The sequence below is a fragment of the Planococcus notacanthi genome, assembly GCF_030407825.1.
GTDB classification, from domain to species: domain Bacteria; phylum Bacillota; class Bacilli; order Bacillales_A; family Planococcaceae; genus Planococcus; species Planococcus notacanthi.
On record NZ_JASDCQ010000001.1, the window covers coordinates 1,109,824 to 1,125,799 of the forward strand.

14 protein-coding genes are annotated in these 15,976 nt (G+C 45.7%); 5 read left to right on the forward strand and 9 right to left on the reverse strand.

The features are described from left to right. The first annotated feature begins 21 nt into the window (after positions 1-21). Together QMA01_RS05415 and QMA01_RS05420 are read left to right on the forward strand one after the other, a co-directional pair. Entirely contained in the window at positions 22-612 is a 591-nt protein-coding gene (locus QMA01_RS05415) for a Crp/Fnr family transcriptional regulator (protein ID WP_290214489.1), read from the forward strand. A gap of 11 nt (positions 613-623) precedes the next feature. Next, the gene (locus QMA01_RS05420) at positions 624-1,118 is read left to right on the forward strand and encodes a DMT family transporter (RefSeq protein ID WP_191715789.1); all 495 of its coding nucleotides are present in this window, start codon (positions 624-626) and stop codon (positions 1,116-1,118) included. Positions 1,119-1,212: 94 nt separating this feature from the next. Here QMA01_RS05420 and QMA01_RS05425 read toward each other — a convergent pair whose 3' ends face one another. Continuing rightward, on the reverse strand, positions 1,213-3,144 hold the full coding sequence (locus tag QMA01_RS05425; RefSeq protein ID WP_203340048.1) for a fructose-1,6-bisphosphatase: 1,932 nt from the start codon (positions 3,142-3,144) through the stop codon (positions 1,213-1,215). 317 nt (positions 3,145-3,461) lie between these two features. Here QMA01_RS05425 and QMA01_RS05430 point away from each other — a divergent pair, with 317 nt between their 5' ends. Further along, a complete protein-coding gene (locus tag QMA01_RS05430; RefSeq protein ID WP_290214490.1) occupies positions 3,462-3,686 on the forward strand; it encodes a hypothetical protein in 225 nt (74 codons plus the stop codon). 183 nt (positions 3,687-3,869) lie between these two features. On the opposite strand, the gene QMA01_RS05435 is transcribed toward QMA01_RS05430, so the two are convergent. The 5 genes from QMA01_RS05435 to QMA01_RS05455 form a co-directional block, all read right to left on the reverse strand. After that, on the reverse strand, positions 3,870-4,430 hold the full coding sequence (locus tag QMA01_RS05435) for a DNA-3-methyladenine glycosylase I (protein WP_290184963.1): 561 nt from the start codon (positions 4,428-4,430) through the stop codon (positions 3,870-3,872). Between the two features lie 121 nt (positions 4,431-4,551). After that, positions 4,552-5,841, reverse strand: a complete 1,290-nt coding sequence (ilvA, locus tag QMA01_RS05440; RefSeq protein ID WP_290214491.1) for a threonine ammonia-lyase IlvA — start codon at positions 5,839-5,841, stop codon at positions 4,552-4,554. Positions 5,842-6,145: 304 nt separating this feature from the next. Continuing rightward, positions 6,146-8,572, reverse strand: a complete 2,427-nt coding sequence (gene parC, locus QMA01_RS05445) for a DNA topoisomerase IV subunit A (protein WP_191715792.1) — start codon at positions 8,570-8,572, stop codon at positions 6,146-6,148. Further along, positions 8,569-10,539, reverse strand: coding sequence for a DNA topoisomerase IV subunit B (gene parE / locus QMA01_RS05450; RefSeq protein ID WP_191715793.1), 1,971 nt, complete (start codon positions 10,537-10,539; stop codon positions 8,569-8,571). Before parE ends, parC begins: the two co-directional genes overlap by 4 nt. A 118-nt stretch (positions 10,540-10,657) precedes the next feature. Beyond that, complete coding sequence (locus QMA01_RS05455) at positions 10,658-11,071, reverse strand: CoA-binding protein (RefSeq protein WP_191716057.1); 414 nt, start codon at positions 11,069-11,071, stop codon at positions 10,658-10,660. 130 nt (positions 11,072-11,201) lie between these two features. Here QMA01_RS05455 and plsY point away from each other — a divergent pair, with 130 nt between their 5' ends. Then, positions 11,202-11,792: a glycerol-3-phosphate 1-O-acyltransferase PlsY gene (gene plsY, locus QMA01_RS05460; protein WP_191715794.1), complete on the forward strand. Its 591-nt coding sequence runs from the start codon at positions 11,202-11,204 to the stop codon at positions 11,790-11,792. A 22-nt stretch (positions 11,793-11,814) separates the two neighbouring features. Next, positions 11,815-12,114 carry a HesB/YadR/YfhF family protein gene (locus QMA01_RS05465; RefSeq protein WP_290214492.1) on the forward strand — a complete coding sequence of 100 codons (300 nt, stop codon included), beginning with the start codon at positions 11,815-11,817 and terminating at the stop codon, positions 12,112-12,114. Positions 12,115-12,372: 258 nt separating this feature from the next. On the opposite strand, the gene QMA01_RS05470 is transcribed toward QMA01_RS05465, so the two are convergent. The 3 genes from QMA01_RS05470 to acnA form a co-directional block, all read right to left on the reverse strand. Next, the gene (locus QMA01_RS05470; RefSeq protein WP_191715796.1) at positions 12,373-12,672 is read right to left on the reverse strand and encodes a hypothetical protein; all 300 of its coding nucleotides are present in this window, start codon (positions 12,670-12,672) and stop codon (positions 12,373-12,375) included. Beyond that, positions 12,656-13,096: an acyl-CoA thioesterase gene (locus tag QMA01_RS05475; protein ID WP_191715797.1), complete on the reverse strand. Its 441-nt coding sequence runs from the start codon at positions 13,094-13,096 to the stop codon at positions 12,656-12,658. Before QMA01_RS05475 ends, QMA01_RS05470 begins: the two co-directional genes overlap by 17 nt. 99 nt (positions 13,097-13,195) lie before the next feature. Continuing rightward, a complete protein-coding gene (gene acnA / locus QMA01_RS05480; RefSeq protein WP_290214493.1) occupies positions 13,196-15,910 on the reverse strand; it encodes an aconitate hydratase AcnA in 2,715 nt (904 codons plus the stop codon). Positions 15,911-15,976: the final 66 nt, after the last annotated feature.

Below are 15,976 nucleotides of genomic sequence, written 5' to 3' on the forward strand. Positions count from 1 at the left end.
CCGGAACGCGTTCAGCGGTAAATGCAGCTGGAAAACTTGGCATTAGGAGATTGCTTATTGTCTCAAGGCGACATTTCACAGTCACTGTATTTGCTGGTGGAAGGAAAACTGAAGATTTCCATGCTGTCTCCTGAAGGGAAGCGCCTGATTCTGGCTTTTAAAACGCCTTTCGATCTGGTTGGTGACATTGAATACATTCAGCAATGCCCGTTAATCAATACAGTGGAAGTTGTCACGGATTCACGGGTCATCCGGATTCCCTATGAGGTTTTACGTAAAGAAATGGAGAACCATGTTCCTTGGCTTCAATTCCTTCTGGGGACCATCACACAGAAGTTCAAAATGAAATCGCAGGCAATGAATTTCAATCTGTTTTATCCTGTAGACGTGCGTTTGGCGAGCTACTTATTGTCGATGACGCCAAAGCAGCCACAACTCGACTCCGCGTCGCTTATCGATATAGCCGATTTGATCGGTACCAGTTACCGCCATTTGAACCGCGTCTTGCAGCAATTCGAAAAAGCCGGATGGATCACGAAGAAGCGCGGGAAAATCACTGTCCTTGACCGCTCTTCCCTGCTCGCCGAGGCGGGTCAAAATATTTACGAATAGGAGATATGTATATGGCTATCGGCATATTACTGGCATTGCTTGGCGGGGCATTTGTCTGCCTTCAAAATACATTCAACGCCAACGTCAAAAAACAGGTCAGCGTCTGGTCTACTACAGCCCTTGTCCTGCTCCTCGGATTTGTGGCTTCACTCGCCGCCGGCCTCGCTTTTGAAGGCAGTAGCCTGTTCGAATTCCAGGCACAGCCCTGGTTCTGGTTCAGTGGCATTCTCGGTGTCGGCGTTGTCGCTTGTGTAACGCAAGGCGTCCAGCTTCTCGGACCCAGCCGCGCCATTTCCCTGATTATGGTGTCGCAGATTTTCTTCGGCCTCATGTGGGACACACTCGGCTGGTTCGGCCTGGAAAAAGTGCCTTTCACCTGGCAGTCTTTGCTTGGCGTCCTGCTGATTAGTGGAGGCGTCTTGTTGTTTCAGCTTGGACCTAATCTCGAACAACGCTATGCCTTGAAACGAAAATCCGTTCGCACAGACAGTTCTGTAAAAGGGTGAAATGCCTAATTATCTACGTTTTATTAATAAACCACATCAAAAAGGAAGAGCCGTTGTTGCAGCTCTTCCTTTTTGTATGCCATTCAATAATAGATCATTTCATATATCGGTATTCGCGCAGGCTGTTCAAATTGAAGATTTCCTGCAATAAGCCTTCACCGATATTCGTTTCTCGTACTTTTTTGCGTTCCAGCTCTTCATCGACGAGGCGTTTCGCCGACAAGACATCGGTCCCTTTTTGCAGGACTTCTTCTTTCGAATTGAAGAGCTGATGCGCGACCAGCTGCATGCCATATGAATTGTACAACAGCGTATAGCCTGCGATTCCGGTGGTCGATTGATAGGCTTTAGAAAATCCGCCGTCGATGACCAGCATCTTGCCGTTCGCTTTGATTGGATTTTCGCCGTCGCGTTCCTTGACTGGCGTATGGCCATTGATGATGCGCCCGTGATCCGGATTCAAATCAAACTCCTCCAGCATTTTACGGCACATGTCCTCATCTTCACGCAAATAATAATACGGATTTTTCCGTTCCTTATGCGTGTCTTTGTCTTTGATGAAATAACGCTCGAACGTCGTCATTTCCCTTTTGCCGAAAAGCGAGGAATATTCGCCAGTCCATAAATACCAGACCATATCGGTCGCGAAATCGTCGGTTTCTTCAGGATGGGCAAAGGAATGGCGAAGATAATCTTCAAACAGATCCAGCAGATCACGGCCGGCATAACTTTTCCCATCTATTTCCATTTTCTCCATATTGCCTTCTTCATCCAGCGGAATGCAGCCATGAATCAGCAGATTGCCATTGTACTTCAAATAAAGGCTGCCTTTTTTCATGAGGAAATTCATATGCCTTGCCAGTTTTTCAGAATGCTGTAGTGAGAACAGCAATTTATCGATGACCTGCTCTTCTTCTTCCAGCAATTCATCCGGCTTTTCCGGATTGACAGTAGCGAAACAACCGTTTTCCAGTGGATAGGTTTTCCCGTGGATGGTGGCTTCATTTTTATCATAATCCACTTTTTCAAGCAGGAGGCGATCTTCCATAGCAAAACATGGACGTCTCTTGATGATCGGGCTTTCCAGCTTGAACTGGATGATGGAAATGGCCTGGTGGATTTTGGTGATTTGCAGCTGTTCCTGTTCCGTCATGGTTTCCCCTGAAATTCTTTTCGGGTGGAACGCTGGATTGTCCTCATAGTATTTTTCGGCCAGGTTCAGCAACGGCCGCAGATTGATGCCGTAGACGTCTTCAATGATGTCCAGATTGTTGTAACGTGCACAAATGCGGATGATGTTCGCAAGACACACTTTCGATCCTGCAAAAGCCCCGATCCAAAGAACGTCGTGATTTCCCCATTGAATATCGACGGAATGATAGTCGATCAGCGTGTCCACGATTTTATGCGGATCCGGCCCCCGGTCATAAATATCACCCACTACATGCAGATGATCCACAACCAATCGCTGTGTTGTATAAGCAAGCCCGATAATCAGCTTATCGGCTTGGCCAAGCGCAATGATCTGCTCAACCATTTTGGCGTAATACTCTTTTTTGTTTTTGAATTCATCGGTTTTGTACAACAGCTCTTCAATGATATAGACGAATTGCTTCGGCAAGGCTTTGCGAAGCTTTGAGCGCGTGTATTTGGATGACGCATACGAAACAAGTTTCAGCATCCGCTCAATAACTTCTATGTACCATTCCTGCAATTCCTTTTTGCTGGTGAAATTGCTTTTGATCAATTGCAGCTTTTCTTCAGGGTAATAGACCAGTGTTGCAAATTCATTGAGCTCTTTTTCACTCAGTTCCTCTTTAAACAAGTCCTTGATTTTCACTTTGACATTACCGGAACCATTTCGCAGCACGTGCTGAAATGCCTGAAACTCCCCGTGTAAATCGCTTACAAAATGCTCCGTCCCTTTTGGCAGATCCAGGATGGACTCCAGGTTGATGATTTCAGTCGCCACTTTCTCTTCACTATCGTATTTTTGCGCCAACAGATCCAAGTATTTTAAATTCAACATGGTGCATCTCCCTTCACAACTTGCTTGTAATTTTCTGTCGATTAAACCCATATAGATTATGGCCTTAAACACCGGTATCCAACTCTCGTCTTATCCGTATGAAAAAACCGTTTACTCACGCTTTAAATAATGGTCTTATTTGGATAGAAGGTAAATTAACCAGCTTTTTTACTGATAAATGAGAATGGAAGCGAACTTTTCTCGATAAGATCTCCAATAACCAGATAACAGGAAAAATTAGGCTTCCTTATGATTCAGTTTACCGCAGAACCCTTATAAGCTCTAGTGGAAAAAAGTAGGATTAGAAGAACAAATTGAAAATGGTGCTGAAAAACAATGCACCACATGAAAAGAGGAATGGTAAAATGATTAATTTCTCAGCAATTGTCAATACCACGGCGTTTCCACAGTGGGAAGAGATTTTAGCAACCGCGTTGAACCTGGCAGATGAATTTGGCGTGGTTTCCCTGGCGGCCCATACGATCCTGAAAACCCTTTTCTTAACGGCAAACAAGAAATCTCTTCCTTGCCCAACCTAAAAGTCGGGCGTTGGCCGAATATAGTCCACTGCAGTTAAACTATTCTGCTCATTCGTTACATCATGGCTATTTCCTTTATTCGCCTCTTTTTTGGAAATTCCTTCTAGAAATAAAAAAAGCAGCAGAAAAGGATTTCCTTTTTCCGCTGCTCACTTCATGCCTCGTCATTCAAGTTTCCAGCCGTTATTCAACCAGCCGATATGCACAGTTTTCAATATGGTCATGAACCATTCCGATCGCCTGCATAAATGAATAGGTTGTAACGGGACCAACAAACTTGAAGCCGCGCTTTTTCAATTCTTTGCTCAGTTGAACGGACAGAGGCGATTGTGCAGGAATCTGTGCATCACTTGTCCAATTGTTGTAGACCGGCTTGCCATCGGTAAAGCTCCATAGAAAATCAGCAAAGCTACCCCATTCTTTTTGGAGATCCAATACCGCCCGGGCATTGCTGCGGACAGACTGAATTTTGGCGATGTGTTTGACGATTGCATAATCCTGTTTAATAGACACCAAATCCTCATCTGAAAGCTCCGCACAATAGGAAAGGTTAAAATGGTGGAACGCTTCCTGATAAGCGCTCCGCTTTTTCAACACAATATTCCAGGACAAGCCGGCTTGTGCCCCTTCAAGTGTCAGCATTTCGAAAATGTAACGGTCATCAAAGCTCGGCCTGCACCATTCTTCGTCATGATAAGCCTGCATAAGTGCATTGCTTTGCGCCCACAAACAGCGGTTTTCCATATGCGCCACCCCATTTCTTAAGTTCTTTCTACTATACCATTTTAATCCTGAAACAATAAAAGGGGGTTCAGCATTGGCTGAACACCCTTTTTACCGGATTCGCGGGTACTTGGCGCAACCGTTAAATCAATAAATTGAACAACATCGAATCGTTGTTAAGGTCTTTATAAGGGAAGCCGTTTTCCGCCATGCGTTGAACAAGCGGCTCGTAGTCTTCACGGCATTTCAGTTCGATGCCGACCAGCACCGGCCCTTCTTCGCGGTTTGTCCGTTTCGTGTATTCGAAATGCGTAATGTCATCCGTCTCGCCCAGAACCTGTTCCATGAATTTACGGAGCGCTCCTGCACGCTGAGGGAACGTGACGATGAAATAATGCTTCAAGCCTTCATAAATCAAGGATTTCTCTTTGATTTCCTGCATGCGCTCGATGTCATTATTGCCTCCGCTGATTACACACACCACATTCTTGCCTTTGATGTCGTCTTTATAAAAATCAAGCGCGGCGACAGATAAAGCTCCTGCCGGCTCCGCGACGATGGCATTTTCATTATACAGCTGCAAAATCGTCGTACAGACCTTGCCTTCGGGAACCAAAGCGATATCGTCTAAAACATCCGTGCAGATCGCCATAGAGAGATCGCCTACCTGTTTAACCGCAGCACCGTCCACAAATGTATCAATGGTGTCCAGGCGCGTCACTTGTCCATTGGCAAGTGACGTTTTCATGCCGGCAGCACCTTGAGGTTCCACGCCAACCAATTTCGTCGAAGGGCTGATTCCCTTCAAATAAGAACCCACTCCGGACGCCAATCCCCCTCCACCGATTGCACAGAACATATAATCCACCGGTTCTTGCATATCGTTCAGCACCTCGACCGCGACCGTTCCTTGGCCCGCAATGATGCGGCTGTCGTTGAACGGATGAACAAAGACTTTTTCTTCCATTGTGCAATAATCCATTGCCGCAGTGAATGAATCATCAAAAGTATCGCCGATCAAAACAACCGATACCTTATCTCCACCAAAGCGTTCCACTTGCGACACTTTTTGGCGCGGTGTTGTCAGGGGCATGAAGATTTTGCCTTCAATTCCAAGCGCAAAGCATGAGTATGCAACGCCTTGTGCGTGATTGCCCGCACTGGCACAGACCACTCCTTTGGCACGGTCTGCGGGGCTCAGACTGCGGATAAAGTTATAGGCGCCGCGCAATTTAAAGGACCGCACTACTTGCAGATCCTCACGCTTTAAATAGACGTTGCAGTCATAGCGTGCAGACAACAGTTCGTTTTTCTGCAAAGGTGTCTTGATGACGACATCTTTGAGCGCTTGGTTGGCTACCATAATTTCTTCCACGGATACTCTGGCTAATGTAAGTTCTCTGTCGAGCTCTTTGATGTTGCTCTTAGTCATAGATGTCACCTTCTTATTTTTATTTATCTCACTACTCTAACACATCACAGCGTCATAATGTCTAGAAGATTGCGACAATTTGTTGAAAAGTTTTTTCATGACTGCTTGCTATGAAATTCCACACCTTCTTTCAACAAAATTCAGGCCTCCCTCTAGTTCCCTATATTCATCTTTAATCACTTCTCTATCCATTTGTTCCCCATTGCTTTTTCATGGATTCCAAATGAATAATTAACCATTTCTATACCTTATCGAATGAATGAATAAAACCCACTCCTACATTCAAAGGAGTGGGTTAATTTGTTTATTCTTTTGTTTCAATTCGGTAAGCTGCAACTACTTTGCCGTCTGTCGCTTCATCAGCAATGAATGATCCGTTTGAATAACGGTCCACATTTTTTAGTGAGTTGGCAACCAATGGAATTCGTATTCCTTTAGCTGTTTCAAGCAGAATCTCTTCTTTTCCGGTTGCCCCAATAACGGCGACGACACGATGAGGATTTGATTTCAATTCGCGCAGCATCACTACGCCTCGTTTCGCGCGGCTGCCACTTTCGAATTCCTGAAGCTTCATTTTCTTAGCTGCTCCCCGTTGGGTCACCAGCACAAGTTCCTGTTTCACTTCCGGGTCAATCATCACAGCAGAAACAACTTCATCGCCGTCCTTCAGGTTGACGCCTTTGACTCCGGCGGTGCGAAGTCCAGTAAGCGGCACTTCATCCATCGGGAAACGAACACCATATGCTTGGTTGGTTCCGATGAACAGTTCCGTCTCTTTTGTCACCAATCCAGCGAATATCATGGCATCGCCAGATTTCAAGTTCATGGTTTTAATGGCACGCGAATACCGCTGGATATGATAGTCTTTTAAAGCTGAACGTTTAACCTGGCCGAATTTCGATACGGTCAGGATACTGGCATCCGCATCAAAGTTCTCAAATGGGCAGACGGCAAGGATCGATTCATTCGCATCCAATTGGACGATGCTTGATAAATGCTGGCCGAGGTCTTTCCATTTGATGTCCGGTAATTCGTTGATCGGCTGGTAAACGAAATTCCCGGCTGTAGTGAAAATCAGAATCGTATGCTGAGTGTTCAAATTGCCTTCGAACAACAAATAATCCGATTCCTTCATCGCAAAATCTTTGCCGTTGGAAGCCGCATGCGAACGGGTGCTGGTCCGCTTGACATAGCCTTCCTTCGTAACCGTCACGACCACTTCTTCACTCGGAATCATGATTTCGCGTGTAATGGTGATTTCTTCAATTTTGTCTTCAATGACTGAACGGCGCGGTTCGGCGAACTTCTTGCGGATCGTTGCCAATTCTTTTTTGATGACGTTTTTCAACTTGGTTGCACTGGTCAGGATGCCGGTCAACTCAGCGATGAGTTTTTTCAGATCCTGCTCTTCTTTTTGAAGATCGGTGATGTCCGTATTGGTGAGACGGTATAATTGCAGCGACACAATCGCTTCTGATTGAGCTTCAGAGAAATCATACGATGTAATCAAGTTGTTTTTAGCATCCCGTTTATCTTTTGAAGAACGAATGGTTTTGATCACTTTATCCAGAATCGACAAAGCTTTCATCAAGCCTTCCACAATATGCATGCGGTCGCTTGCTTTTTGCAGATCAAATTCCGAGCGCTTGGTGATGACTTCTTTTTGGTGTTCAATATAGGCGTCAAGCATCGTTTGCAGGGTCATCATCGTTGGCCGGCGATTATGGATCGCCACCATGTTGAAATTGTAGCTGACCTGCAAATCGGTATTTTTGTATAAATAATTAAGGATGCCAATAGCCTGAACATCTTTTTTCAGTTCAATGACAATACGCAGGCCAGTTCTGTCGGATTCATCGCGTACTTCAGAAATCCCTTCGAGTTTGCGGTCAAAGCGGTGATCATCGATTTTCTTGATCATACTGGCTTTATTGACTTCAAACGGAATTTCCGTAATGACGATTTGTTCTTTTCCGCCTTTTAATGGTTCAATTTCCGCTTTTGAGCGGACAATGATCTTGCCTTTACCGGTTTCGTAAGCTTTACGGATGCCGTCCACCCCTTGGATGATGCCCCCTGTCGGGAAATCTGGTCCTTTGATGACGGTCATCAATTCAGCAACGGTTGCCTGTGGATTGTCCATGCGCATCAGTACCGCATCCAGCACTTCGTGAAGGGCGTGAGGTGGGATATCAGTCGCATAGCCGGCAGAAATACCAGTTGATCCATTGACTAAAAGGTTCGGAAAACGTGCTGGCAGAACGGTCGGCTCCATATCCGAATCATCAAAGTTCGGAATGAAGTCAACGGTGCGTTTGTCGATGTCCCGCAGCAATTCAGATGAAATCGCTGACAGGCGTGCTTCTGTATAACGCATTGCAGCCGGCGAATCGCCGTCCATCGATCCGTTGTTGCCGTGCATTTCAACGAGCATGTGGCGGATCTTCCAGTCCTGGCTTAAGCGAACCATCGCTTCATAAACCGAACTGTCACCATGTGGATGGTAGTTACCGATAACGTTACCGACAGTTTTTGCTGATTTCCGGAACGCTTTATCATTGGTATTGCCTTCGTGGTACATAGCATATAAAATCCGGCGCTGAACGGGTTTTAAGCCGTCACGGGCATCCGGCAGTGCACGGTCCTGGATGATGTATTTGCTGTAACGGCCAAACCGATCACCGATTACTTCTTCCAGTGGCAAATCTTGAAATCGTTCGGTTTGTGTCATACAAGTTCCTCCTCAGCGTGAATCAAATCATTTTCAAGAATATTGCTGTCTTCTTCCAGTCCGAAGTCGACATTGTTTTCAATCCAGCGGCGTCTTGGCTCCACTTTGTCACCCATTAGCGTCGTGATGCCGCGTTCTGCACGGGCACTGTCTTCAATGGTTACGCGGATCAGCGTCCGTGTTTCCGGGTTCATGGTGGTTTCCCACAATTGGTCTGCGTTCATCTCACCCAGACCTTTATAACGCTGCAGCATATAGCCTTTTCCGACTTTTTTGATGGATTCATCAAGATCGGCTTCTGTCCATGCATAGTCGATCACTTCTTTTTTGCCGATGCCTTTGGAGACTTTGTACAGTGGGGGCAAGGCGATGAAGACTTTGCCTGCTTCAATCAAAGGCTTCATGTAGCGGAAGAAGAACGTCAGCAGCAGCACTTGGATGTGCGCACCATCTGTATCGGCATCCGTCATGATAATGACTTTGTTATAAGCGATGTCGTCGATTGAAAAATCCGAAGATACCCCACCGCCGATGGCATGGATAATGGTCGAGATTTCTTCGTTCTTCATGATTTCCTCAAGTTTTGCTTTTTCAGTGTTGACGACTTTCCCGCGCAGCGGCAAAATCGCTTGGAATGTCCGGTCGCGCCCCTGTTTTGCAGAGCCGCCGGCCGAATCTCCCTCCACCAGGTACAATTCATTTTTTGCAGCATTTCGGGATTGGGCAGGCGTCAATTTACCGGATAACAAAGCATCCGATTTTTTTCGTTTCTTGCCGTTTCGTGCGTCTTCCCGTGCTTTTCTGGCGGCCAGGCGAGCCTGTGATGCCCGAATCGCTTTGCGTACCAGAGATGCGCTGAGATCGGCGTTTTCTTCCAGGAAATACATTAACTTTTGGGACACGACCGAATCGACGATGCTCCGTGCTTCGCTCGTACCCAGCTTGCTTTTCGTCTGTCCTTCAAATTGCAGCATCCCTTCGGGAATACGGACAGAAACGATAGCTGCCAATCCTTCGCGGATATCCGAGCCTTCCAGGTTCTTATCTTTATCTTTCAAGAGATTTATTTTTCTTGCGTAATCATTGAAGACTCGGGTCATCGCTGCTTTTGCGCCGGTTTCATGTGTACCGCCGTCACGAGTGCGGACGTTATTGACGAATGACAAAATCGTCTCGGAATAGCCATCGTTGAATTGGAAAGAAAACTCGATTTCCATCTCATCCTGCTGCCCCTCGATATAAGCCACTGGATGCAGCACATCTTTTTCTTCGTTCAAATAAGAGACAAATGCCTCAATACCGGTTTCGTAATGGAAAACATCCTTGGCTTCTGTCCGTTGATCGAACAGCTCGATCTTCAGTCCTTTCAGCAAGAAAGCCGATTCGCGAAGACGTTCTGACAATGTTTCATAATTGTATTTGCTTACAGAAAAAATGGCGTCATCCGGCAAAAAGTGAATGACTGTACCGGTTTCTTTCGTTGAACCGATTTCTTCCAATGTGGTGACCGGCTTGCCGCCATTTTCAAAACGTTGGCGGTATTTTTTGCCGTCGCGGTAAATAGTGACTTCCAAAAACTTGGACAGTGCATTGACCACTGACGCACCAACTCCGTGCAGGCCTCCGCTTGTTTTATAGCCGCCTTGCCCGAATTTCCCTCCAGCATGCAAAACCGTCAAAATCACTTCTGGTGTGGGTTTGCCGCTGCGGTGCATTCCTGTAGGCATGCCGCGTCCATAATCCCGGACACTGATGCTATTGTCTTCGTGGATCGTAACGGTGATTCTGTCTCCGTAGCCTGCAAGCGCTTCATCAACTGAGTTATCAACAATTTCATAGACTAAATGATGAAGTCCGCGTGTGTCCGTCGAACCGATATACATTCCCGGCCGTTTTCTGACGGCATCTAAGCCCTCGAGTACTTGGATCGCTTCTTCGTTGTATGCCGTGCTTTGAATTTTAGCCATCTAATTCCCTCCAACAAACATCTGTTCGTATAATTCTCTCTCTTAATCGTATTCTATTCTATGGCCATCTGTCAAACTTCATAGAAAAAGAGCGCTGGGCGCTCTTAGCGGTAATGCCTTATTTCAAAATGGCGTGTTCCACTTTGATGCAGCGGTCCATGATGACCGTATAGCCTGCATCAGCCAATCGATTAAATACATTTTCATCCACTACATTCAATTGTGTCCAAAAAACTGGACAATCGATTTTCACAAATTCATCAGCGATATCTACCAAAAACTCACTGCGCCGGAAAACGTTGACGATATCCACTTTTTCTGGAATATCACTCAAAGAAGCGTAACTTTTTTCGCCCAGTACGGAATCTGTCTGCGGATTAACTGGGATAATGCGATAACCGGCCCGTTGCATAGCTTCCGAAACCATATAGGATGTTCGGCTCGGATTAGGGCTGAGCCCGATTACAGCGATGGTTTTCGCATTGTCGAGTACGTTTTTGATTTCTTCACGGCTAGGATTGTTCAAGATGATCACCTGTCCTTTTTATTCTATCATACACGATTTCGTCTTGCCTGTTGAATAATCTGCCATCTATTGTTCAAAGATCTTCAGTCATGGTAAACTGATACTACAAAATAAGGTTGTTTTAAAGGAGTTTATCATGAGTACATTGCTTCCTATTCTATTAGCTTACCTGCTCGGCTCAATTCCATCTGCTCTGTGGATCGGAAAGTTATTCTACAATACCGATATTCGCACAAAAGGAAGCGGCAACCTGGGCGCCACCAACACATTCCGGACTCTCGGCAAAAAAGCAGGCATTGTCGTTACGCTGCTGGATATCCTGAAAGGGACCGCTGCTACATTGATTCCCCTGTACATTGCTACTGATATCCATCCATTGATATTCGGGGTCGTTGCAGTCATTGGCCATATCTATCCTGTATTCGCCAAATTTAAAGGCGGAAAAGCAGTTGCAACTTCAGGCGGCATTCTGTTGGGCTACCAATGGCCACTATTCATCATGGCAGTTGCAGTGCTATTGATTGCATTGAAAATCACTAAAATGGTGTCTTTGTCTTCAATCATCTTGGCCGTGGTGTTCATCATCTACACCACCATCTATGGAGTGATCACCGGTGATTACTTGTTTATGGTCGTCATCTACATTTTAGCGATTTTCATCATTTTCCGCCACCGGGCTAATATTTCCAGAATCCGTGCGGGTACAGAACCAAAAATCAACTGGTAACATCTGCGAAAGGACGTGCCATATGCAAATCAAAATCAGTGACGACGCATTCAATTGGTTTAAGGAAGAAATGGAAGTGTCTCCCGGTGAGTCGGTAAGGTTTTTTGTCCGCTACGGAGGTGCAAGCAAGCTTCAGCCCGGATTTTCATTGGGCGTCACTAAAGATCAGCCCCATGAAATGGATGTTCAGGTGGAGGAAGACCAAGTCACCTACTTTATTGAACAAAGCGATGTCTGGTATTTTGATGGACACGATCTTCAGGTCACGGTTAATGATGACCTGCACGAACTTGATTATTCATACTCTAAACAGAACGCTTAAATGAATGAATAGTTGGTTGTTTTATACATTCTCATGCATATAAGCATAAAAGCTGCCGTTAACTGTCTTGATTTTGACAGTTGACGGCAGCTTTTTCGATGTATTCCGGACAAATTCCAGACTGGTTTAGATGTTCAAAACCTGGGAATTGCAACAAAATTTATCAGTTGAATAATATTGCTACACGTATTCCCCCGAAAATCACGAGTCTTTTCGTCCGCACATCTTTCGGCAATTCGAGTAGAATAAAGAGTTTTTTTACCGATGAAATCTGTTTAATTGCTCCAGATAACCTTCAGTCTCCAAGATTTCCCGTTGCCGATCGCCGAAAAGATCGAAATGCGGGTAATCTCCCCGCAAATCCATCCACTCCCGTTTCAATCCGTATTTTTTGCCCCATTCCTCCAATTTGTCCATGTCGCAGCAACCCACTTTCGTCACGGTGCTGCAGCCGGGAAAACGCTCATCCACCCAGTAATGCGTCAAGAAAGCAATTCGGCCGTCCGTGACATCCTGTTTCCAGCGATTCAATTCGTCCCTTTTAATTCCGAACGCCATCGGCCACCTGCTTTTTGATTTCTTCGTATTTGGCGTGCCATTCGGGATAAATCTTTTTGATGGACACTGGTCGGAAGTTGTCTTTTTTGACCACGACATGTTCAGAGATTGCGGTAGCGGCGATCGTTCCATCTTCATGGAGAATTTCATAGCCATATTTGGTCCGCAACCGGCCATGCTCCTCGACCCACGTCCGGACAACAGCTTTCTGTCCATAGCGGAGTGCCGCCTTATACTGGATGGAGATGTCTGTTACGGGGGATAAATACCCGTCCTTTTCCATACCTGCATAGGTGAATCCCAGGTCTTCAATGAGCTTTGTACGGCCAATTTCCAGCCAAATGATGTAGTTGGCATGATAGACCACACCCATTTGATCGGTTTCTGCGTAACGGATTTCTATTTCTTTTTCACTTATGTACATGTCCATTTCACCTCTACATTAGTATACAAGAAATCTCATTCTTTATGTAACAGAAAAGGCTGCCGGGGAATTCCCCGGCAGCCTTCACATGAATAAATCTTATACTTCTAGCAATTTGTTGCGCAGCACCATTTGCAGGATGCCGCCGTGGCGGAAGTAATCCACTTCGACTTCAGAATCGAAACGTGCCAATACTTTGAACTCAGTCACTTTACCGTCTTCAGCAGTAGCTGTAACAGTAAGGACGTCGCGAGGTTTCACGTCATCAGTCAAGTTGACGCTGATTGTTTCGCGGCCAGTCAAACCAAGAGAATCCGCGCTTTCGCCATTGACGAATTGCAATGGAAGAACACCCATCATCACAAGGTTTGAACGGTGAATACGCTCGTAGCTTTCAGCGATGACTGTTTTGATGCCTAGAAGGAATGTACCTTTAGCAGCCCAGTCACGTGAAGAGCCCATGCCGTAATCTTTACCAGTCAAGACAACAAGTCCTGTGCCTTGCTCCTGGTACTTCATAGCAGCATCGTAGATCGCCATTGTTTCGCCCGTTGGCCAGTAAGTTGTGTAACCGCCAGTTGTGCCTGGAGCTACTTGGTTACGGATACGGATGTTAGCGAAAGTTCCGCGCATCATAACTTCGTGGTTACCGCGGCGAGATCCGTAAGAGTTGAAATTACGTGGCTCTACGCCGTTTTCACGAAGGTATAGGCCTGCTGGCGTATCTTTGCCGATGGCACCAGCTGGTGAAATGTGGTCAGTCGTGATAGAGTCTGCAAATTTCGCAACTACACGAAGGCCGGATAGTGCTTGGATCGGTGCCGGTTCTTTAGAAAGACCTTCAAAGAATGGCGGGTTTTGGATATAAGTTGATGTTGCATCGAACTCATACAATGAATCGTCGTTAGTTTCAATCGCATTCCATGCTTCGTTCTCGTTGAATACGTGCTCGTATTCTTTGCGGAACAATTCTGGAGTAACTGTGTCTTTAACGACTTGTTTGATTTCTTCAGTTGTAGGCCAGATATCTTTGAAGAAGACATCTTTTCCTTCTTTGTCTTTGCCGATCGGCTCAGATTCAAAGTCGATATCCACAGTTCCAGCAAGTGCATAAGCAACAACAAGCATTGGAGATGCCAAGTAGTTAGCTTTAACAAGTGGGTGGATACGTCCTTCGAAGTTACGGTTACCTGACAATACAGATGATACCAATAGATCGTTGTCCAAGATCGCTTCTTCAATTTCAGGAAGCAATGGACCCGAGTTACCGATACATGTTGTACAGCCGTAGCCAACAAGGTTAAAGCCGATTTGGTTCATGTAGTCCAACAAACCAGAATCGTTCAAGTAACCTGTAACGACTTTAGATCCCGGCGCCAATGAAGTTTTCACGTAAGCAGGTGGAGTCAATCCTTTTTCTACTGCTTTTTTCGCTACTAATCCAGCACCAAGCATTACGTACGGGTTAGAAGTGTTTGTACAAGACGTGATTGCCGCAATCGCCAATGCACCAGTCTTCATTTCGGCAGTTTTGCCGTCTTTGAAGTTAACTGTTGCTGTTTTCGCGATTTCAGCTGCATCAAGTGCAAAACCGTGTGGTCCTTCTTCGCCTGTTACAGCTTTGTTGAACTCAGGTTTCATTTGAGACAAAGGAATCAAATCCTGTGGACGTTTTGGTCCAGCAAGGTTAGGTTCGATTTCAGAAAGATCGATTTCCACAAGGTCTGTGTAGATCGGATCTTCGTTGTCAACTGTGAAGAACATGCCGTTCTCCTGCAAATATTTTTTAGTGACAGCGATTTGGTCTGCATCACGTGCAGTCAAACGCATATAGTCAAGCGCTTCTTCGTCAACTGGGAAGAATCCGCAAGTTGCGCCGTATTCTGGAGCCATGTTGGCAATCGTTGCACGGTCAGCAAGTGGCAATGTTGTAACACCAGGGCCGAAGAACTCAACAAATTTACCTACAACACCTTTTTTACGCAAAGTTTGTGTAACTTTCAACGCCAAATCGGTTGCAGTAGCACCGTTTGGAAGTTCGCCAGTCATTTTAACTCCGATAACTTCAGGAATCGGGAAATATGAAGGCTGCCCAAGCATACCGGCTTCTGCTTCGATACCGCCTACGCCCCATCCAAGAACACCGATTCCGTTGATCATTGTCGTATGTGAATCTGTACCGACTAATGTATCAGGGAATGTTTCGAAAGTACCATCCGCATTTTCAACAGCATGGACAACGTTTGCAAGATACTCAAGGTTTACTTGGTGAACAATACCAGTTGCGGGTGGAACTGCACGGTAGTTGTCATAAGCTTTTTGAGCCCAGCTAAGGAATTGGTAACGCTCAGCGTTGCGGTCGAATTCAAGTTCCATGTTAATGCGTAGTGCATCTTGTGTTCCGTAGTTGTCAACCTGTACCGAGTGGTCAATAACCAGATCCACTGGAATTTCAGGGTTGATTTTGTTCGGGTCTCCACCCATTTCAGACATAGCTGAACGAAGTGCAGCCAAATCAACGACTACTGGTACGCCTGTGAAATCCTGAAGGATAACGCGTGACGGCTTGAATGGAACTTCAGCTTCTTTGTTAGCGTCTTTGCCCCATTTTGCTAATTCTTCAACGTGCTCATCTTTGATTACGTACCCGTCGTGCTGACGCAATACGGATTCCAATAGGACTTTGATTGAATAAGGAAGGCGTGATACTTTAGCGATCCCTGCTTCTTCTAATGCTGCTAAACGATAATAGTTAAACGTTTTGCCATTTAGCTCAAAAGAAGTGCGGCTGTTGTGCAAACTGCTCTTTGCCATTTGTGTGTTCCTCCTTTAAATCTTCTGAAAAGGCTCGTGACAGCACTTTTCTCCTCTTCCATCATA